This window comes from Enterococcus haemoperoxidus ATCC BAA-382 (assembly GCF_000407165.1).
Taxonomy (GTDB): domain Bacteria; phylum Bacillota; class Bacilli; order Lactobacillales; family Enterococcaceae; genus Enterococcus_L; species Enterococcus_L haemoperoxidus.
In genome coordinates, this window is the sequence record NZ_KE136479.1 from 1,658,074 (window position 1) to 1,679,334 (window position 21,261).

General features: G+C 33.8%; 16 protein-coding genes. 3 read left to right on the top strand and 13 right to left on the bottom strand.

Annotated features, from left to right (window positions below; genetic code table 11):
* Positions 1-245: 245 nt before the first annotated feature.
* The 9 genes from I583_RS07680 to I583_RS07720 all read right to left on the bottom strand — a co-directional run bounded on the left by I583_RS07680 (position 246) and on the right by I583_RS07720 (position 12,902).
* Complete coding sequence (locus I583_RS07680; RefSeq protein WP_010761065.1) at positions 246-1,406, bottom strand: glycosyltransferase; 1,161 nt, start codon at positions 1,404-1,406, stop codon at positions 246-248.
* A gap of 119 nt (positions 1,407-1,525) precedes the next feature.
* A complete protein-coding gene (locus I583_RS07685; protein WP_010761064.1) occupies positions 1,526-2,758 on the bottom strand; it encodes a nucleotide sugar dehydrogenase in 1,233 nt (410 codons plus the stop codon).
* A 242-nt stretch (positions 2,759-3,000) separates the two neighbouring features.
* Positions 3,001-3,609: a dephospho-CoA kinase gene (gene coaE / locus I583_RS07690; RefSeq protein ID WP_010761063.1), complete on the bottom strand. Its 609-nt coding sequence runs from the start codon at positions 3,607-3,609 to the stop codon at positions 3,001-3,003.
* A 3-nt stretch (positions 3,610-3,612) separates the two neighbouring features.
* Entirely contained in the window at positions 3,613-4,449 is an 837-nt protein-coding gene (mutM, locus tag I583_RS07695) for a DNA-formamidopyrimidine glycosylase (protein ID WP_010761062.1), read from the bottom strand.
* A 97-nt stretch (positions 4,450-4,546) separates the two neighbouring features.
* The gene (gene polA / locus I583_RS07700; RefSeq protein WP_010761061.1) at positions 4,547-7,192 is read right to left on the bottom strand and encodes a DNA polymerase I; all 2,646 of its coding nucleotides are present in this window, start codon (positions 7,190-7,192) and stop codon (positions 4,547-4,549) included.
* Positions 7,193-7,524: 332 nt separating this feature from the next.
* Entirely contained in the window at positions 7,525-8,436 is a 912-nt protein-coding gene (locus tag I583_RS07705) for an aldo/keto reductase (protein WP_010761060.1), read from the bottom strand.
* A 60-nt stretch (positions 8,437-8,496) separates the two neighbouring features.
* Positions 8,497-9,975, bottom strand: a complete 1,479-nt coding sequence (locus I583_RS07710) for an AcpB/EbpR/MafR family transcriptional regulator (RefSeq protein ID WP_010761059.1) — start codon at positions 9,973-9,975, stop codon at positions 8,497-8,499.
* Between the two features lie 106 nt (positions 9,976-10,081).
* Positions 10,082-12,154 (bottom strand): heavy metal translocating P-type ATPase, encoded by a 2,073-nt coding sequence (locus I583_RS07715; RefSeq protein ID WP_010761058.1) that lies wholly within the window; start codon positions 12,152-12,154, stop codon positions 10,082-10,084.
* A gap of 184 nt (positions 12,155-12,338) precedes the next feature.
* Positions 12,339-12,902 carry a hypothetical protein gene (locus tag I583_RS07720; RefSeq protein WP_010761057.1) on the bottom strand — a complete coding sequence of 188 codons (564 nt, stop codon included), beginning with the start codon at positions 12,900-12,902 and terminating at the stop codon, positions 12,339-12,341.
* Between the two features lie 359 nt (positions 12,903-13,261).
* On the opposite strand from I583_RS07720, the gene I583_RS07725 reads away from it, so the two are divergent.
* The 3 genes from I583_RS07725 (at position 13,262) to I583_RS07735 (ending at position 16,217) form a co-directional block, all read left to right on the top strand.
* Positions 13,262-14,080 carry a helix-turn-helix domain-containing protein gene (locus I583_RS07725; protein WP_010761056.1) on the top strand — a complete coding sequence of 273 codons (819 nt, stop codon included), beginning with the start codon at positions 13,262-13,264 and terminating at the stop codon, positions 14,078-14,080.
* Between the two features lie 263 nt (positions 14,081-14,343).
* Positions 14,344-15,636 (top strand): murein hydrolase activator EnvC family protein, encoded by a 1,293-nt coding sequence (locus I583_RS07730; RefSeq protein ID WP_010761055.1) that lies wholly within the window; start codon positions 14,344-14,346, stop codon positions 15,634-15,636.
* A gap of 146 nt (positions 15,637-15,782) precedes the next feature.
* The gene (locus tag I583_RS07735; RefSeq protein ID WP_010761054.1) at positions 15,783-16,217 is read left to right on the top strand and encodes a universal stress protein; all 435 of its coding nucleotides are present in this window, start codon (positions 15,783-15,785) and stop codon (positions 16,215-16,217) included.
* A 157-nt stretch (positions 16,218-16,374) separates the two neighbouring features.
* Here I583_RS07735 and I583_RS07740 read toward each other — a convergent pair whose 3' ends face one another.
* From I583_RS07740 to I583_RS07755, 4 genes are all read right to left on the bottom strand, one after another.
* Positions 16,375-17,748 (bottom strand): glycoside hydrolase family 1 protein, encoded by a 1,374-nt coding sequence (locus I583_RS07740; RefSeq protein ID WP_010761053.1) that lies wholly within the window; start codon positions 17,746-17,748, stop codon positions 16,375-16,377.
* Positions 17,749-17,758: 10 nt separating this feature from the next.
* On the bottom strand, positions 17,759-19,030 hold the full coding sequence (locus I583_RS07745; protein WP_010761052.1) for a glycoside hydrolase family 125 protein: 1,272 nt from the start codon (positions 19,028-19,030) through the stop codon (positions 17,759-17,761).
* 13 nt (positions 19,031-19,043) lie between these two features.
* Positions 19,044-19,841: a MurR/RpiR family transcriptional regulator gene (locus tag I583_RS07750; RefSeq protein WP_010761051.1), complete on the bottom strand. Its 798-nt coding sequence runs from the start codon at positions 19,839-19,841 to the stop codon at positions 19,044-19,046.
* A gap of 89 nt (positions 19,842-19,930) precedes the next feature.
* The gene (locus I583_RS07755) at positions 19,931-21,253 is read right to left on the bottom strand and encodes a PTS sugar transporter subunit IIC (RefSeq protein WP_010761050.1); all 1,323 of its coding nucleotides are present in this window, start codon (positions 21,251-21,253) and stop codon (positions 19,931-19,933) included.
* Positions 21,254-21,261 lie beyond the last annotated feature (8 nt).

Genomic DNA, 21,261 nt, shown 5'->3' on the forward strand with positions numbered 1-21,261 from the left:
ACTATTGATTTTATAGTTTGTTGTTTATATTATAACATGAAAAACGTAAGAAGCCATCTATCTGAGATGACTTATCAAAGAATTTATGGATCATTTAATTCAAAAAAATCGTCTGGATGATCTTATAAAAATAAAAAAAGGAAGTGACTGGGACATAACTCTGCGAGTCATATCTCAGTCACCTAGAATTCTGATAACATCGGAATATAAGCACAAGCTTCTGTTCCGACCTTCTTTTTTTATGTTTAACGAGTCGTCCAACCTGTTTTAAAAATCGTTAATAAAGAATAACATCGAATTCCGAGTAATAAAACGGAATAAACAAATGAATAGACAAACGTCATTAAATACGTTTTTAAATCTCGCTTTGTATAAAAAATATTTGATAAGTAACTAACCAAGATGAAATACACAGCTGCTATAAAGGTTACTCCAACGCCCATACCAAGCTTTTGTTGCCAAAGCAAAGTAATCGTTACAATAAAATTATATAACCATAAATAAGTTTCTAACACTTGCCAAACCATCGATAGAGGGCGAATAAAACAATATCTAAAGGAAAATAAAGTCATTATCAAAGCAGATTTAGTCCAACGAACTTGCTGTTTAAAAAATTTTTTTAATGAATTCGGCACATCCGTATAACAAACTGCAGTTGATTGATAAACAGTTTTATACCGGCGTTCTAACGAAATATCCGTTAATAAGCGATCATCTCCAGCAGAACACGGAATCCCCAAAAAAGTTTCTTTTCTAAAAGTTCTCATATTTCGCTTTACAAAATTAGCTCGATGCATGCTTAGTGCTCCTGAACAAACAATTACATTGCCGGTTTGAGACTGTGATGCCCTACCGATTTGAAACGAATTGGAATAAATGATATCCTGCAGTCTAGTCCAAAAATTATCGGTTAGATTACGAACTTCTATTTTTCCGACAACAGATCCTACCTTAGAATTGCTGAATGGACGAACCATTTCCTCTAACGTATTTTCAGTAATCTCTCCATCAGAATCAACTAGAAGAAATAAATCCCCAGTTGCTTGAATAAAGCCGACTTCCTGCGCTTTCTTTTTCCCACTATTCTTATCTAAACGTAAACTAGTCAATGTTACATTCTTATTAACACGATGCACTCCAGTCAGCTCATCTATTTTTAGATTTTTAACTGCTAGAAAAGCTTCATCACTATCACTACCATCATCAATAAAAATGATTTCATGAATTGGATAGGTCTGTTTTAATAAAGTCATAACTGCTTTTACAACAGATTTTTTATCTTCATTAAAACTGGGAATAATAACTGAAACTTTATAGTTTCTAACATCTTTTATACAGGGGGTATACATCAAAGCTAAACTTAATTTTGTAACTAAATAAACGAAATTGACAGAATATAGGATCATTATTAAATAATACTCATTGCTTGATGTATACTTTCTCAATAAATAGATCAAAGATAGAAAAAATAAAAACAACGAGATGTAAACAATTTTTTCTCCATAAATTTTTAATCTAATCATCTCTAAACCAATGTCAAATCATAGAACAACTGACTATTATCAATAATATTTTCTTTATTCTTTTCGTAAAGCTCATGGTCAACCGCATAAATGACCATATCAAATTTTTTCAATTGACAATAATCCCCCTCTAGACTAGTTATACTTTCAACTGGAGAATTAGTATTTGATAAAATAATATCATCATAGGCAACAACTGTCACATTCATTTCTTCTAATTCTTTAATCAATGTAATAACCGACGACATTCTAGTATCTGCAACGTTTTTCTTATATGTTACTCCTAAAATCGCAACATTCATTTCATCAAGATTTTTGTCACTTTTTTTATTTGCGTAAGTAATAATTTTCTCTAGATAATAATCTAACATCGAATCATTAATTTTTCCTGCCGTCTGAATCAACGGTGTTTCTATTCCTCGTGATTCCATCAACCATGTCAGGTAATAAGGATCTACAGGAATACAGTGTCCACCAATACCTAAATTTGGTGTGAATTTCATAAATCCAAAAGGTTTTGTTGCAGCTGCTTCCAATACTTCTCCTACTTCGATGTCTAAATTATCCGAAATTTTTTGAAGTTCATCTGCTAAAGCAATATTGACCAAACGGAATGTATTTTCATATATTTTAGCTAATTCGGCTGTTTTCAAATTAGGTACAGTGGACACATGGCTTCCAAAAAATTCTTCAACCTTTGATAAACATTTGTCCGTGTGTCCTGCAACGATTCTTGGGATTTTTGCACTAAGAGATTGTGTATTGCCTGGATCGATTCTTTCCGGGGAGTAAGCGATGAAAAGATCGGTTCCGATATGATAACCAAGCTTGGAAAACTCAGCTACGAGGTATTCTTCTGTCGTTCCGGGATAGGTTGTACTTTCTAAAACAATTAATGAACCTGTTTTTACTTTATTTTTAATTAAATCAACTGCTGATTTGATATAACTTAAATCAGGCGTTTTATATTTATCGATTGGCGTTGGCACATCAATAATATAGACATCTTTATCTTTGATGCGTTGCGCATCACAAGTAAATTCGGCGCCTCTTTCTTTGATCATTCGCACTGTTTCGTCTAATACTGTATCAAGATGACTAATCCCTTTATTCAGCATATCAACTTTTTCTTCGTCAATATCAAATCCAATTACTTTATGGCCATTCTTCACATGATTTATGACACTTGGCAGACCAACATATCCTAAACCAATTACCACTACTTCTTTTTTCATTATACTCTCCACCATCTTTTATTTTTTACAATCCTTTTGTTTCCAAAAGATAACACAAATCTGGCAGAATTGTCTATATTTTTTTAAATATTATCGTTATTTTAAATTATACATATAAATGTCTGCCTTTCCATTCCAAATTTTGTTTTAAAGTAAATAAAACACGCCAAAACAATGTTTATAGCGTGTTTTTTATTTATCATCTTCATTATATATACATTATCACTAAATAACGAAAACAACTAATCTGTTATATTATCAATATTTTTTTCTAATACCCATTTTTTCACTATTTTTTCTGTCTCTTGTATACTTTTTTCATTATCGAATACGATATCTGCCTTTTGTTTTTTCTTCTCAATAGACATTTGACTATCGATTCGTTGTTGGGCTTCGTTTATTGTTAAATGATCTCGTTTCATTAAACGAGCTAGTTGCACTTCCTCTGGAACATAAACTACTGCTACTTTGTCCATAAACTTATCATAGCCTCCTTCATATAACAAAGGAATATCAACAATAACCAAAGGTGCTTGATTTTTTTTGTCGGCAATTTGAGTTAAAATTGCTTCTTTTAAAAAAGGAGAGAGCACTTTATTTAGTTTTTTTCTTTTTTCTTCATCCGAAAAAATAATTTCGCCTAATTTTTTGCGATCTAACGAACCTTCGACAGTTACTATTTCTGATCCGAAGGCGTTTACTACTTGCTCTAATCCAGGAGTTCCTACTTCTACAATTTCCCGAGCAATCACATCCGCATCGATAATTGGAAAATTCATACTTTTAAATATAGAAACAACTGTACTTTTCCCCGTGGCAATACCACCAGTCAAGCCTAATATCATGCCCATCAATCAATTCCTCGCTTTCAAGGTTTGACACTTTGGACAAAAATGCGTACCTCGTTGTGCAACTTTGATTTTTTTGATTGGCATTGTACATCGTGGACAAGGTTTATCCGTCTGACCATAGACATTTAATGAAATTTGAAATGTTCCAGCTTCTCCCAAAGCATTTAAGTAACTGCGAATCGTAGTTCCACCAGCTTCCACTGCACGACCGAGAACATCAATGATCGCATAATACAATCGTTCAACTTCCTTAGGTTTTAAAGTGTCTGCTGGTTGTTCAGGATGAATCATCGCTTCCCATAATGCTTCATCCACATAAATATTGCCTAAACCTGTCACTAAACGCTGATCCAATAACAACGGTTTAATTGCTTTGTGATGCTTCTTCAAACCGACACGAAATTCTGCTAGCTTAAATTCAGTAGGAATCGGTTCGGGACCTAATGATAAAATCCCTTTGTAATTTCTCCCTTGATTCTTAGGTACTAAAACCATACGGCCAAACTTTCGAACATCAAGATAGCGTAATTCAGTCCCGTCAGTAAAGGTAAAAATTACATGGGTGTGTTTGGTCCGCTCATCTTCTGGATCATGAGTTTCGTATTTTCCTTCCATTCTTAGATGAGAAATCATATCGTAATTCGTTAATTTGAAAATCAAAAATTTCCCTCGGCGATCCATTTGTTCAATTGTTTGACCGATCAACTGCTGAGCAAATAATTCAGATTCTGGTGATTCAATAATTCTTGGCCATAAAATGGTAACTTCTTTAATCGTCTTTCCGACAACTAACTTTTCTAAGCCTTTTCTGACTGTTTCAACTTCTGGTAATTCAGGCAACGTTTATCTCTCCTTAGAAAAAAAGACCGAAACGAACGAATCAAAGTTTTTTTAACTTTTTCGTTTAGCCAGTCTTTTCTTCGATTATTTTAGTTCATTATTTTGCTTCGTACCATGTTTTTCCCCAACTGCTGTCAGTCAACAACGGTACATGTAGGGCAACAGCTGTTTCCATCACATCTTTAACTAATGCATTCAATTTTTCTAATTCACTTTCAGGCACTTCAAAGACAAGTTCATCATGAACTTGAAGTAACATTGTCGCCTGCATATTTTCTTCTTTTAATCGTTCTTGCATATTGATCATCGCAATTTTCAAAATATCAGCAGCACTTCCTTGGATCGGCGTATTGATTGCCGTACGTTCTGCAAAAGAACGTAAATTGAAATTACGTGAATTGATATCAGGCAAATAGCGTCGGCGGTTATATAGTGTTTCGACAAACCCTTTATCTTTCGCATCACGAACAATATCTTCCATATATTTTTTAACACCTGGATATTTTTCAAAATAAGTATCGATATATTCTTGCGCTTGCTTTCTTGTGATGCCAAGATTCTGAGACAAACCATAATCACTGATACCATAAACAATTCCAAAGTTTACTGCTTTTGCTTGTCGACGCATGTTCGGCGTCACATCTTCCGGTTTTTCGATACCAAAGACACGCATTGCTGTACTTGAATGAATATCCTGACCTTCAATGAAAGCCTCTTTCAAATGCTGGTCATCTGAAATATGAGCTAAAACACGTAATTCAATTTGTGAGTAATCAGACGAAAAAATTAACCAGTCTTTCTCTCTTGGTACAAAGGCTTCACGGATTTTACGTCCTTCTTCTAAACGAATCGGAATATTTTGCAAGTTAGGATCAACTGAGCTTAGACGACCTGTTTGAGTCAAGGTTTGAACGTAACGTGTGTGAATTTTATCATCTGGTTGGATTACTTTTAATAATCCTTCAACATAGGTTGACTGGATTTTTGCAATTTGACGATAAACTAAAATATCTTCAACGATCGGTGCTTGTTCTTTCAATTGTTCTAATACATCAACAGCAGTTGAATAACCTGTTTTTGTTTTTTTAATTACTGGCAGACCCATTTTTTCAAATAAAATCACCCCTAATTGTTTTGGTGAATTTAAGTTGAACTCTTCGCCTGCTTCTGCATAAATTTTTTGTTCAATTTCATGTAACCGATTTGAAAATTCAATGCGCATTTCTTTTAATCGATTTGCATCTACACGAATTCCTGTAATTTCCATGTCACCTAAAATTTTTGAAAGAGGTAATTCCATTTTATAAAACAAATCAGCTTGATTTTTTTCAACTAATTCAGCATCTAGCTTTTCAGATAAAAAATGAATTGCGTTAACTTTTCGAGCGAGATGGCTAAAGAAAGCTTCATCGTCTTCCGGTAAGCCTTTTTTCGCACCTTTTCCATAAACTGATTCATCAGAATGGATATCGGTGTAACCATAATGTTGTGCCACACCTTCAATATCCGCACTATTATCATTAGTATCTAATAGATAGGCAGCTAACAATACATCAAACTTAATTCCTTGAGGTTTACCAACATAACGATTTAGTGCAACATATGTGCGTTTGGCATCATATACCGTTTTTTTGTATTTATCTGACAATAGCCAATCAACAAAAGGTTTACTTTCAAATAGTTCTAAGCTATTCGTCGTATACACTTTATTCCTCGTTCCCCACGCAACGCCAACAATAGGTGAAATATGGTAATTATCTTCTAACATCTCAACATACAATGCCATATCGTCAGTAAACATCTCTTCAGTGAATGTATCCACCACATCAAAATGGACATCGTCTAACTCAATTGCTTCTTCTTCAACATTTAATTTGCTCAGCATTTGTTTGAATTCCATTTCTTTGTAAAACGGAATTAATTTATCCAAGTCTTTTCCTTCATATTTCAATTCATCGATATTGATCTCGACTGGAGAATCTACATTGATCGTTGCTAAGCGTTTGGACATAAAGGCTTGTTCTTTATCATTGATCAGATTCTCTTTCATTTTACTTTGTTTCAAGCTATCAATGTTTTCATAAACACCTTCGACTGAACCAAACTCTTTCAATAGTTTAATTGCAGTTTTCTCACCTATTTTAGTCACACCAGGGATATTATCAGAAGTATCTCCAGCTAAACCTTTCATATCAATGATTTGATTTGGTGTTAACCCATCGTATTTTTCGGCTACATGTTCCGGCGTATACGTTTCTAAATCGCTAACTCCTTTAATCGTAATATCTACTTTTACAGAGTCTGTTGCTAGTTGTGTTAAATCTCGATCTCCAGATAATACAACAACATCAAATTCGTCTTTTGGCACTTTAGTAGCCAGAGTTCCGATGATATCATCTGCTTCATAATTATCTAACTCATAATATTTCACACCTAAACCAGTTAACAATTCACGAATATAAGGCATTTGTTCTTTAAATTCTCCCGGTGTTTTCGAACGGCCTGCTTTATACTCTGGATAAAATTCGGTTCTAAAGGTTGTTTTTCCTGCATCAAATGCAACTAAAACATGGGTTGGATTTTCTTTTGTCATCACGTTTTCAAACATATTGTTAAACGCATAAACAGCATTTGTATGTAACCCATTTTTATTTTTAAAACGTTCTAGGGAATTGTGCAAAGCAAAAAACGCTCGAAATGCTACACTATTTCCATCAACTAATAATAATTTATTTTTTGTCATCTTTTTTCTCCTCATCTTCAGCAAACTGGTTTCCTATCTATTTTAACAAAAATCTGCCAACTTTGCAGTAGGAAGGAACTAAAGTTCGCAAAGCTTAATTGAAAACAAAAGAAAACCCGCTCTGCACACTCAGAGCGGGTTCATAGGAGTTCACACAAATGAAATTGATTTCTTGTTACTAAAGTCTTTCTTCTATGTCTTTATAGTACAAGAAATTTGTGAATATTATATGAACGAATGATTTCTAAAATGTAACTTTTTTAGCCAAAAACTGCTTATTCTTACAATTTTTTTATGAAAATCATTTAAGTAACATTTTTTTGATTTACAAGTTACGGTAAAATATTCCCAGCAGCACGATAAATTTCATACCATTCTTCTCTGCTTAATACAATATCAGAAGCTTTCGCAATCTCTTTAATTCGCTCTTTATTCATACTTCCTGCAATAACTTGCATATTAGCAGGATGTCTTAAAATCCATGCAGTAGCTAGTCCTGTTGAAGTACAATTGTGGCGCTCAGCAATTTTATCCAGAGTTGTATTTAATTCTGAAAATTTTTCATTACCAATAAAAACACCCTCAAAGAATCCGTATTGATAAGGAGACCACGCTTGGATAGTCATCTCATTTAAACGAGAATAATCTAAAATGCTACCGTCTCTGTCTACACTTGCTTCGTCTGTCATATTTACGTGAATCCCTTGATCGATCATGCCGGTATGTTTGATACCAAACTGTAATTGATTCGCTAATAATGGTTGTTTTACTGTTTTTTTCAATAGCTCAATTTGCATTGGTTTTTGATTACTTACACCAAAATATTTAACTTTCCCTTGTGCTTCTAACTGATCAAAAGCAGCTGCCACTTCTTCTGGTTCAACAAGTGTATCTGGTCGATGAAGTAGTAACGCATCCACATACTCTACGTCTAAACGTTTTAAACTTCCTTCAACAGAAGCAATAATATGCTCTTTAGAAAAATCGAACATGCCCTTACGAATCCCACATTTTGTCTGAATGATAATATCTTCTCTTTTAATTTCGGTCTCTTTCAGGGCTTTCCCAAAAATCGTTTCACATTCGCCCCCGCCATAGATATCTGCATGATCAAAAAAATCAATGCCCTGTTCATAAGCAGTTTCAATAATTTCTGCCGGATTTTCTGCACCATTCATTCTCATGCACCCAAGAATAACGGAAGCAGCTTGTAAATCACTTGTTCCAAATTGAATCTTCTTCACTGGAAAACCTCCTAAAATTATATTCACAATTATATTTTAACACATAATAGTGAAAGGGCTTCATTTTCTAACTCTTTTTAGTAATTTTTCTATTTGTAATATTGCCTCTTCCGAAAAATTTGGTTCAATAAGTAAGACAGGCTGGGTATATTTTTGGTTTAAAGCTTGATAAATAACGGTGGTCAAAATAATATCAGCATATGAAATTGATTTTGACGTTCTAGCGTATACAACCACTAGATTAAATTTATTACTGAAAAAATTGCTGATTCTTTCTCCTAACTCCGTCTCTTTTTCAAGCGACAAATCAGTCATTAAACATACAAAAATTCTCTTTTCACCATACACTGGTGAAATAAGTGAGCTTAATATCATAAAATAACGATAATACAATGTATCTTTTGGTATTCGCTGATAAATTGAACTTTTTTCACCCAATTCACATATTCCTTCAGCAAGTTTTCTCATAAAATCCGGGTAATTTTCTTTCAAGGTTGATCTTGTTTGATTTTTTTCAAAAATAAAGCCTGAAACCAACTCATAATATAAATGAAACCCTAAAAATGATACAACACTTGCCTTTGAATGGCTAAACTTGGTATCCCAAAATACTTGCTTCAATTTATTCGTCGCATCTAATGTATTTGAAAAACAAGTTGTCTTCTTCAAATAATGCTCTTCAATAAGATAAGCCTGCATACTTGAGCCAAAATATGGCAAAAAATGTGCCTGAATAATTAAATAAAGATAAGATAACTCTTCAAAATCCCAGTTTATACTCTCTTCATCTCTCTTGATTTTTTTTACAAATTTAGAAAAAATAAAACTATTCTCGATATATTGCTTCCACTCTTCCTTAATCCATACCTTTTTTCCTTTTTGATAGCGCCATATCGCAATTTGAATGATTCGAAAAAGCGATTCCTTCTGTAAATCATTGATTTGCATCTTAAAAAAATGAACTAGTTTATTCGTTAACTGTTGGCTCCTTTCTTTTTTTAGTAATAAAAATTTATTTTCTGTTCCTTGATAGACAAACCAGTAAAAATGTAAAATAAATGCCCGAATCTGTTCTTCCTCTCCCACAAGTTCATACGTTCCGCGTTTTAAATGAATATCAAATTTTTTTAACCATTCATTGATCTTTTTCACTCGTCTTCTCATACTTGATTCACTGATCAACAAGTTTTCTGCTAACTTTTTCGCCTGACTATTTTCTTCCTCAATAATTGCTTTTAAAAATGTAATCTCTGGCAAACCACTTATATACTGAACTAAGAAATAGTCCACATATATGTCATTGTCTCTTTTTAAGTAGAAATAATCCTTTGACCATCTACAAATCGCTAAATGCTCATCTAATTGATAACGTTTAAATAACCGATTGATTTTCTTTATAGATCTTACTATCGTTTTAGCATTGATACCTAATTCATTTGAAAGTTTCTCTAATGAACTGTTATTATCTGTTGATTTTAATAAATTAAAAAGCTTGAGCAATTTGCTTGATTCAAAATCAAGAATCTCGTTGTATTCCATTTCTAGCCTCCACTCTAAAAAATAAATTTTCTTTATATCGATCGAATACAAAAAAAGTAACGAATATACATATAAAATATACGCACTATTCATTACTTTTTATTTTTTAATTGTGAATACGTAATGTCATAGCATTTGCTGCAACAATTACGGTACTTAAAGACATTAACACTGCTCCAACAGCTGGGTTCAATAAAATTCCCCACGGAGCTAAAATACCCGCCGCAAGTGGGATTGCAATAATGTTATAGCCAGCTCCCCACCAAAGATTTTGAATCATTTTACGCCGTGTTTGCTTAGCCAAATCTAAAAAACGAAGAATATCTTTTGGATCACTATCGGTCAAGACTACGTCAGCTGAATCAATTGCAACATCCGTCCCTGCCCCTATTGCAACGCCAATCGTCGCTCTTACTAAACTTGGAGCATCATTAATTCCGTCACCAACCATCATGACTTTTTTTCCTTCAGTAACATACGTTTGAATGATTTTTTCTTTATCTTCTGGCAATAATTCTCCTTGAAATTCATCAATTCCTAAGTAACGAGCAACTGATTCAGCGGCTACTTTATTGTCACCTGTCAACATTACGGGAATGATTCCTTGTGTTTTTAGATCAACGATGAATTGTTTTGCCTCTGGTTTTACCACATCTCCTAATGCAATCATCGCAATCAATTGATCATCGATAATTAAGTAGCTTAAAGTATTTCCTTGCTCTTGATAGCGTTGCTTCAATGAGCGGTCAAAAGAAATAGTCAAACGTTCTACTTCCTTTTCATTCACAATTTTAACGGCTTGTTTATTAACCTTACCGCTAAGCCCTACGCCAGAAATACTTTGGAGATTTTCTGCCTTGTAAGGAGAAATAGCTTTTTCCTTTAGATAATTCATGATGCCGATTGCTAAAGGATGATTGGCATTGTTTTCTAAAGCACCTATCACCTTTAAAGCTTCTTTTTTTGTGATTTCATTCGTGATCATTTCAATTCCTGTTACGGTGAATTTTCCTTGTGTCAGGGTGCCCGTTTTGTCTAACATAACATATTGCATATCGTTAGCTTGCTCCAATGCATTTCGATTTTTTAATAACAAACCATGTTTTGCAGCAATTGAGGTAGATCGTGCCACAACTAAAGGAATTGCTAAGCCTAATGCATGAGGACAAGCAATAATAAAGACGGTTACCATTCGTTCAAATGCAATACTCAAGTCTTTATCGATACTAAGCCAAACAACAAATGCTAGCACACCTGCTCCAAGTGCTATGTAAAACAACCATTTAGCAACTCGATCAGATAGAGATTCTAATTTTGATTTTTCTGTCTGTGCCTTTTTGACCATATCCATAACTTTTGAAAGATAGCTTGTCTCCCCAGTACCTGTTACACTTATTTCGATAGTTCCGCTCCCATTGACAGAACCTCCGATCACTTTATCATTTTCCTTTTTTGTGACTGTTTTCGATTCACCTGTAACCATTGATTCATCAACTGATGTATTTCCTTTAATGATTATACCGTCTGCAGGTATTTTATCTCCTGATCGAACGACCAAGTGATCAACTTCTTTGACAGCTTGCAACGATACTTCTTCTTCACTGCCATCTTTATTTAATCGCTTCACTTTATCTGGCAAAAGCTCAGCCATTTTTTTTAAGGCATCACTAGCATTGGAAATTGCATTCATCTCGATCCAATGACCTAATAACATGATAACGATCAAAGTAGCTAGTTCCCAGAAAAAATCCATCACGTGATTTTGCGGCATTAATTTGTTCATGACAAATGCATAAACACTATAAAAATAAGATACCGAAATCCCCATGGCAATCAGCGTCATCATTGCTGGACTTTTTTGTTTCAGTTCCATTTTGGCACCACTTAAAAATGGTTCACCACCATAAAAAAACAGAATAGAAGCCAGAATCAATACTAACCAATCTGAACCTTTAAAAGTAAATTGAAAAGGTAAATCAACTCCCATCATTGGTGATAGAAAAATAATTGGGATCGCAAGAATCAATGACAGCCAAAATTTTTGTTTAAAATTCCCCATGTGCATGGTGTGATCCATACTAGACATTTGCTCATGATCATCAGCATTCATTGAACTATGATCCATATTTTCCATTTTATGAGAGTGGTGATTTTTGTGTGTTTCTTCATTGCTATTCATTAGAAATCCTTCTTTCTCAATTTAAGATTTGTTTGTGTAGTAATCTTACTTTTGAACAATTCTTTATGGAAGCAAGTAATATCCTCATTTAAAGCATAGCACAACATATCTTTTGGGAAAAATAAAGTCTCTTGATTCATAAAAACATGGATTCTTTGCGTATATTAATGTTAAGCCAGGTTATTCAATGCCACGTGTAACTCTTTAAAAGCCAACGGGTATATGCTATTTTCTCTTTGATCCTATTGCACTTTCTACTGTACGTATCCTTGATATATCTATAGACATTTTTTTTAGATTCCTGCTTTATTTCAATGTACATTTGTTTGATTGCTTTTCGATTCGCTTTGTATTTTTTCCGATTTCCTCCAGTAAATCCATAAAATATATCGATTCCCTCTGACTCTTTAGTGAGCGGTGAATGCAGGAATAATTCGTTTTGCGCTTTCTTTAATTTTTTTAATAACGCCTCTGTTAGGTCTCTATCAAAATTTTGTTTTATGATCAGCTTGCATAGTCGTGTATACTCAATCTTGGCAACATGATTGTAGACATGACATGCGTAATCTAACCCTTTATACAAAATATTTGCGCTAAAAGACATATTGACCAACAGCTTATACTGGTTCACACAATGTTCTTCCATTCTTTGATTGTTTTCTTGATGAGGAATCTCTCTATTGAGTTTTTCTAAAAATTGATACAAAAGATGATTTTTTTGCTCCTCAACTCTAATTATTTTTTTCATTTACACTTATCCTCCTTTAAAATGAATATTTTTCGGCACTTCTACTTTTTTGAGTGCATCAAAAAAATATATGTATTGTATCTAGTGTATGTTTTTTTCTGATGTTAAATATATAAAATTTCAATCAAAAACATCGCAATCATCTAAATACAAGTACATTCAACATAAAAATAATGAATACAAAAAAATGATAAATTGAATAAATTTCGGTACAAAAACTATACCATGCCACAAGAGATATTACAAGAATAAAATGAAAAAAAAACGGTACATTTATTCCGAAAGTAATGATATAGTAGAAGAAAGATTTTTAGCTCACAAACAAGCCTAATGTATATTTAATTTAAGGAGGTATTATTTTGGAAATAGATTTAAAAGAAGCTGGAAACAGAATCAGAAAAATTAGAACGCAACACAACTATTCAATGGCTCTTTTTTCTAATCTGGTTGGAAATTCCAGTGCAAGTACAGTAAATAATTGGGAAAAAGGAAATAACCTGCCAAAAAAAGAGCGATTAGAAAAAATAGCGATACTAGGTAATACCACAGCTGATTGGATTCGCTACGGAGAGTTCATAGAGTATGTAAAGAAATTACTGACAGAAGCAAATTTACAAAAAGACCTTAGTAAAGAGCAGCTTGAACGATTAGTTCACGTATTAAAAAAACAAAAAATTACTTACTCTCAAGACTTGAAGATTCTAACTGCAGCAAATGAATTGTTTCCAGATTTATTTGAAACACGTTATAATCTAGAACTTTCAGAAAAAAATACATCACTGATAGCGGAAGATTCTACAACTTATAGAATTGAAAAAAACGACCGTTACAGGGCGAATTTTCTACCAATGATTGAAGAATTATTACTTGAATCCAGTCAAAAAGAAATCAATGCATCCGTTTTATTTTTAGTCTTTGATCTGTTAAAACGTACCGAGACAAGTAGTCACGTTCTATCGATTCCTCAAATTTTTACTATATTGTCAGAAGTTCTCACTAATGATATAGCTTATAAAAATAACTTCCCATCAAAAATAGCTGATTATACTGAACTAACAAAAGTACGGAGAACAAAGAAACCCTTATCTGAGAAAACTATGAAGAAAAAATTCGAACAAGCTAAAAATGATTTAGTCGGTTTACTTGATGAATTTTATTCTGAAAATAACGAAAAATAGTGTTACTTTCTTATTTAGAAGTGGTTTTATTAACTATTACAAATATACTTTCTTATTAATAGTAAGTTTCATATATTACAATTAGATGATACCTTTATTGCCGGATTTTAAATTTCACCATTTTCTATTAATCTTACTCTTTAAGCATGATTATTCTTGAAGGACTATGGTATACTTTATCTTGTGTTATTGAAGAATAATAACGATGACTTTTTTGAAAAGTTATCCGTTTAAAATGATTAATATAAAGCGAGGAACGCAACTTGAAGAAAAAATTACTGGTTACAATTTCATTTATGTTATTAGTAAACGCTGCCCCAATGAGCGTATTAGCTGATGATATCGATCAAAAAATCGAAAATCAAACCAAGAAAATCGAAGATATCATAAAGAGTGAAAAAGATGCCAAAGACTATTTAGCTACTTTAGAAACTGAGATCACAACGATCGAAACAGAATATCAAACAGTCCTCTCTGAAAAACAAAAACATGAAAAAGAAATGAACAAATTGAATACAGATATTGCAAATTTAGAAACAAAAATCAAAAAAAGAAATGAACAGTTACGAGCTCAAGCTAGAACCACTCAAACTAATCATGAGCAAGAATCGATGCTGACTGTGTTATTAAGTGCTGAATCTTTTTCTGATGCCATTACAAAAGCAATAGCTGTTAATACGTTAGTCACTGCAAATAACGATATTTTGACCGCTCAAAAAGATGATAAAAAAGAACTTGATACATTAAAGATATCACTAACAGAAACATTAAAATCACTTGAGATAAAGACCGAAGAGCTTGAAGAAAAAGAAGCCGCGTTAGCTGAAGCAAAACTTGAGCAGAATGTAAAAATCAATGAGATTGCTGCAAATCTTGCAAGTGAAACGGCTGAAAAAGATAAGTTTGTTAAACAAAAAGAAGAAGCTATAAAAAGAAAAGAAGCCCAATTAAAGGCAATTGCTGAAGAAAAGAAAAAAGAAGCACAAGCTAAGGCAATTGCTGAAAAACAAGCCAAAGAACAGGCTGAAGAACAAACCAAAGCAAAACAAGCAGCTTCTGCTCAAATACCTGAAAAAGAAAAATTAGTAACTGCACCTGATACTGGCACTAACGATGCCGTTGACAACACTCAACAAGCTCCGACTCCTCCAGCCTCTTCCGGTGGTTGGTCTGCTCCCGTTGCAAATTTAACTATTACAAGTGGATTCGGCGGCCGTGAAGATCCTACTGGAATCTCAGGTAGTTTCCACGATGGCATTGATTTTGGTGGTGCCAGCGGCACACCAATCATGGCTGCTCGATCAGGTGAAATCGTCAGTGCTAATTATAGTGGTATGGCTGGAAATCATGTTGTAATCAAGCATGATAATGGCTACTATTCATACTATTTACACATGAGTAGTTTAAGTGTTTCAGCAGGACAAAGCGTGAGCGCTGGGCAAAATCTAGGCGGTATGGGAACAACTGGAAATTCTACTGGTGTACATTTACATTTTAGTATTTCAACAGGATTATGGAGTGGCTTTGTTAATCCAGCACCATTCCTTGGTTTGTAACAATCATTCGACGATAAGAAATCAGATTTTTTCTGACTTCTTATCGTTTTTTTTAAAGTTGATTATTCTTTCCTTTCATCGATTTGTTTAACCTCTGTTAACGAACATGATATAATAAAGATAGATAAAGAAAGGTGCTGATTAAAATGATCAATAACTACTCAAACATCTTAGTTGCTGTTGATGGATCTAAAAATGCTGAGTTGGCGCTACAATATGGTGTTGCTATTGCAAAAGAAAAAGATGCTACCTTATATTTATTATCTGTTGTTGACGAAAATGCAATCAGTCATAGTTCTTATGCGTATTCGAAAGTGCTCTCTGAAGAAAAGGAAGCGATTGAAAAAGAACTGCTAAAAAATATTTATTATGCCACTGAACAAGGTTTAGACGATGTGATACCGCTTGTTGAAATTGGCAATCCAAAAGAAATGATTTCTTCTGTTGTTCCTACCAATCAATCAATTGATCTAATTATTATCGGAGCTACTGGTAAAGGGATGATTCAATCCAATCAGCTCGGTACTACGACGAGTTATGTTGTACAATATGCTCCTTGTAATGTGCTGGTTGTAAAATAATTGCTTTGTTTTTAGCTAACTAAACATACTAATACCAGAGGGCAAACTCATACGTTGATAAGTTTGCCCTCTGGTATTAGTTTTTTCTATATTAATCCATCCATTTTTCAATTAATATAAACCTATAAATAAATCCTTTATTCAATTTCATTACATTTTAACTTAATCCATTTTGATCAATCAGTTCTTTAAACCAAAGTCCACTTTTTTTCAAAGAACGCTGATTATTATTTAAATCCAAACGGTAAAATCCATATCGATTTTTATAGCCATTCAACCAAGACCAACAATCAACGAAGGTCCAAGAATGATACCCGAAACAATTACTACCTTCTTCGATTCCTTTATACAACTGATCCAAATGTTCTTTCATAAATTCGATCCGGTAATCATCTTGAATCATTCCGTTTTCATCTAGAAAACGGTCTTCTTCAGCTACCCCCATCCCATTTTCTGACACATACCAAGCTATATTGTTGTATTGATTTTTTATCATCATGGCAACGTCATACAATGCCTCAGGATAAATTTCCCATCCTCGATAGGGATTGATTTTTTTATCTGGCCAATCATAATGATCGTAAAAATCAGCCGGTGAAATCGCTGGTTTGTGTACTTTAATCGGTGCTTGAACACGACGCGGTTGATAATAATTCATGCCAATAAAATCAACTATGTTTAATTGGATCAGTTGTAGATCTTGCTCTTTTACTTTCGGTAGCAACTCATTTTCAATCAAACATTCGATCAATTTTTCAGGAATCTTTCCTAAAACGGTTGGGTCTAAAAAGCTTTTCGTGTTCAATAAATCTGCAAGTTCTGCAGCCTTCAAGTCTTCTTCCGATTGGCTCTTGGGATAGCATGGAGATACATTTAAAATAATACCAATTTCTCCTGAATAATGGCCATCTTTAAAGGCTTTAACTGCCATTGTGTGTGCCATCAATGTATGGAAGCCAACCTGAACTGCTTTTTTCAAATCAATGATTGCAGGATAATGATAGCCATATAGATAACCGCATTCCACATGAACCATTGGCTCGTTAAAGGTTGTCCACCGCTCCACTAAATCACCGAATAATTCAAAACAAGTATTCGCATAAAATGCAAAGGCATCCACTGATTCTCGTGTTTCCCAGCCACCTTTTTCCATCAGCCACCATGGCATATCGAAATGAAATAGATTAATGATCGGTTTTACACCATTTGAACGCAATTCAGAGAAATAGTTACGATAAAAATCAACTGCTTCTTGATTGATAGTTTTACCATCTGGCAATAAACGAGTCCATGCAATAGAAGTCCTAAAGGAGTTCATATGAATTTCTTTCATTCTTTTAATATCTTCAACGTAGGTTTCATACATCATTGATGTATGCTCCGGTCCTTGATTTTTTTGAAATTTCTCTGGATTCATTTCGTACCATTTATCCCAAGTAGATGGAGATTTCCCATTTAAAGAACTATAACCTTCTGATTGCGGAGCAGATGTTGCTGCTCCCCATAAAAAATACTCTGGAAATTTTTTCATTGGTTTTCTCCTATTCACTAATTTTTAGATAATCTAAAAGCAACGTGCAAAACATCATATTCGCCCAAGAAAACCATTCACGAGTATACTGATTTGAATCGTTCACATTGATTCCTTCATGCATATGGTTTGTTCCGGCCTCAGTTTGAACTAGTGTATCTAAAAGTGCCGCTTTTTCAGATTGATTCCCCGTCGTTAATCCTTGGATACATAATGCAATCGGCCAGACATACTCTTTAGGCGTATGCTCACTTCCCACACCTTTTAGCTCAGTTCCTTCATAGTAATAGGGGTTTTTTTCAGATAAAATCAGAGCACGGGTATTTTGGTAAACAGTATCATTAATTTCGCAGTACCCTAAATAAGGTGCGGCTAATAAACTAGGTACATTCGCATCATCCATCAAGAGATAATTTCCTAGTCCATCTACCTCATAAGCATAAACTTTTCGCCCTAAATGCTCAACGATTCCCCATTTAGAAATACCTTGATCAATTTCTTTTTTCAGCTGATTAGCCTTTTTTGCTAGTAAATCGTCTCCGTAAATCTCCTTAGAAATTTCTTCTAAATACCCTAAAATAACGACAGCAAACATGTTGGCTGGAATTAAATAATTATATGTACAGCTGTCATCACTCGGTCGAAAACCAGACCACGTCATGCCGGTATATCCAAATGGTTCACCTAGCCCATTGTTAGAAAGCGTATCTTCTGGTCTTTCATCAAAACGCTCAAAACGATAAGGTGACGTTTCATGATGTTGTTCTGTTTTAAAAACACCAATAATTGTTTCAGCCGCACGTTTAAAATCACTAGTGAAATGTTTTATTTCTCCTGTTTTTTTCCATAATAAATAAGCTAATTCAATTGGATAACATAAAGAATCCACTTCATATTTTCGTTCCCAAACCCAGCCGTTCATTTCTGTTATATCTTGATGGTAGCAATGACCATTTTCAGTTTCATTAAATGCATTGGCATAAGGATCGATCAAGATGCATTTTACTTGGCGATCAACTAATCCGCAAATAAGTTGTTTGATTGTATCATCTTCATTTGCTACGACTAAATAAGGCTTGATTTGAGCAGATGAATCTCGCAACCACATCGCTGGAATATCACCAGTAATGACAAAGGTATCCTTAGCAGTTGTTCTTACGGTTGTTTCTAAGGTATTATCAAAACAATTTGAGAATACTTCACTCCATCTAGGATTACTAGATCGTTTTGCTACTTCTGTTTTTATATGCTCGATTACCGACTTTGAATAGTTTATACCCATGCTAATTCTCCTTTTACTTTCCTTTTAAGATCACTTCTGATTTGATCCATGACTTGATCGTATCTTCATGATACATCGCCAAAATTTCTGTATATAAAATATCAATCACTGTCAGTACAGGAATCTGAGGTGATATTCCGCCCATATCCTTTTTCCCCATAGAACTTGTTAAGCAAAAGGCATTAGAAAATTCTTTATACGGACTTTTTTCGTTGGCTGTGATTACGATCACTTTAGCATTTTTCTCAGAGACAGTTTTTACTGCTTCTTGAATTGCTTCATTGTCACCAGAAATCGAAGATACAACAACAAGATCACCTTGTTGTACTCCGTGTGCCATCATCGAAATCGAATGCTCGTCTTTGATCACGTTGACAATTTTTCCAAGTCGCGAGAATTTAAACTGAAAATCTTCTCCGCAAAAAGCATTATAACCTGTTCCCCAATAATGAATGATCCGTCCAGCATCGATCATTAGTGCTGCTTTTTTGACTTCTTCTTTATCAAGTTTCTCGATAATATCATTAAGCAACAAAGAATAATTCAAATTCACATAGCTAATACTTGAATCATTTTGATTTTTTGCCCCTTTACTGGAATATTTATATAAGTAAATCAGTTCTTTATAATTAGCTAAACCAATTTTTTTACAAAATCGGGTGATCGATGAATTCGACACGCTAAGTTTTTTAGCAAGCTCTTGAATGCCCAGCTCTTTATTTCCATCAAGAAAATACTGTGCAATCACACGTTCTACATCGGTAAACTTCTTTTGGTTTGCTTGAATGATTAGTTCAATGTAACTTTCCATATTTGATCACACCTTTCATTATAGTAAAGAAAACAAGAGACTGAGCTATTTTCAAGCTCAGTTTACCTCTTGTTATCTATGAGTATTTACTAATCTTGTGCATTAAGTAATTGGCTTTCATCAAATTTCATATTCATACGTACAAATGGCGCATAAATGAATATATCTAAAACAACTAATACAGCAGTTAAAATCACAGGACTCAAATGGAATGCACCTAAAATCCAAGTACTGATAAAGATTGGTTCATTTCCTGAATTTAGCACAACAAGTGGCACGACCCAGCCGATTTTTGTCACGATATAAGCGACAATTGCATTAAAAACTGGTACAAATACAAATGGAATAAACATCAATGGATTAAGTACGATTGGAAATCCAAAAATAATCGGCTCATTGATTCCGAATAATCCAGGAATAAAGGAAAGTTTTGCTACTTCGCGTCCACTGTATGTTTTCGGTGTAAAAATCAAGATAGCTAAAATCAATCCAAACGTCGCACCAGAACCACCGATCATTGCATATACGTTTGTCATCGTATTTGGTGCTACGGAGATATCAGCAAAACTTTTTGTTTCTGCAAATTTTGCAACGTTTTCCAAGAAAATTGGCAACCATAATGCTGAGACGACACCCCAAACGATATTAAATCCATGTAAGCCTAGGAACCATAAGATTTGTTCTAATAAAATAACAACAATGATTGCAGGTAATCCTGTTCCTACAGAAGTCAAAGGTTGCACAAATAATTGGCTAACCATATCCATAAAGGAATTAAAATCAAACGCTTCGATTACCACTTTCATCACAGAACAAACTAATAATACAATCGAAATTGGAATCAAAGCAAAGAAAGAATCAAAGACATTTGGCGGAACATTTCCTGGAAGTTTAATCGCAATTTTATGTTTTGCCAAAATCGAATAAAGAAATACTGCCAGTAATCCAACGATCAACGCTGTAAACATCCCTTCATAACTGAAGAAATTATTTGCATAGCCTTGAACGATATCCGCAGAACTATCTGCAAAATTCACATTGTTAGGGACCATAACAAAATAAGCAGCAAAGGCTAATAATGTTGCCAACAGTGGATTGATATTGGCTTCTGGATGTTTTTTCATCAACTCTTTTGCATAATTATAAGCTGTAGAAAAGACAATCAATAACGCAACGATTCCAAGCGTTCCTAGATAGACATTTCCAAAAATTGCAGAGGCGGTTTGACCGATCTCTGTTTCCCCAAAAAATGCATCGATTTGCATCTTGATCAAGTTAGAAAATGATCCTACCACTGTAAATGGAATACTGCTGATAAACGCATTTTTGATTGCTTGTAAGACACTGTTATTGTCTACTTTATTGGCGATTTTTAATAATGGTTCTTGAATTTTCTCGATATTTATTTTCATCTTAAATC